The sequence below is a fragment of the Mesorhizobium sp. M1E.F.Ca.ET.063.01.1.1 genome (assembly GCF_003998155.1).
Lineage (GTDB): Bacteria > Pseudomonadota > Alphaproteobacteria > Rhizobiales > Rhizobiaceae > Mesorhizobium.
On the sequence record NZ_RZSC01001440.1, the window covers coordinates 1 to 641 of the forward strand.

The following is a 641-nucleotide window of genomic DNA, read 5'->3' on the forward strand; positions in this document are numbered from 1 at the left end:
GCCCTGGTAGTGGTAGCCGTAGAAGGGCTGCTGCTTCTCCAGCTTCAGCATCGCATCGGTGAGCTGGATCTCGTTGCCGGCGCCGCGCTCCTGGCCTTCGAGGATGCCGAAGATCTCCGGCTGCAGGATATAGCGGCCGTTGATGAACAGGTTCGAGGGCGCGGTGCCTGCCTTCGGCTTCTCGACCATGCCGGTGATGCGGAAGCCGTGATGGGTATCCTCGCCGCGGCCGACAATGCCGTATTTATGCGCCTCGGCCGGATCGCACTCCTGCACCGCGATGATGTTGTTGCCGGTCTCGGCATAGAGCTCGACCATGTCCTTCATGCAGCTCTTTTCCGACTGCATGATCATGTCGGGCAACAGCAGCGCGAAGGGCTCGTCACCGACCAGTTCGCGGGCGCACCAGACGGCATGGCCGAGCCCCATCGGCACCTGCTGGCGGGTGAAGCTGGTCTGGCCCGGCGCCGGCTGCAGCCGCTGCAGGCGGGCGAGCTGGTCGTCCTTGCCGCGCTGGGCAAGCGTGTCGTAGAGCTCGAACTGGACGTCGAAATGGTCTTCGATGACCGCCTTGTTGCGGCCGGTGACGAAGATGAAATGCTCGATGCCGGCGTCGCGCGCCTCGTCGACCACATACTGGA

1 protein-coding gene is annotated in these 641 nt (G+C 64.3%); it reads right to left on the reverse strand.

The features are described 5' to 3' along the window. A partial coding sequence (locus EOA29_RS39095) for a UTP--glucose-1-phosphate uridylyltransferase (RefSeq protein WP_145970145.1) occupies positions 1-641 on the reverse strand: 641 nt, incomplete at both ends.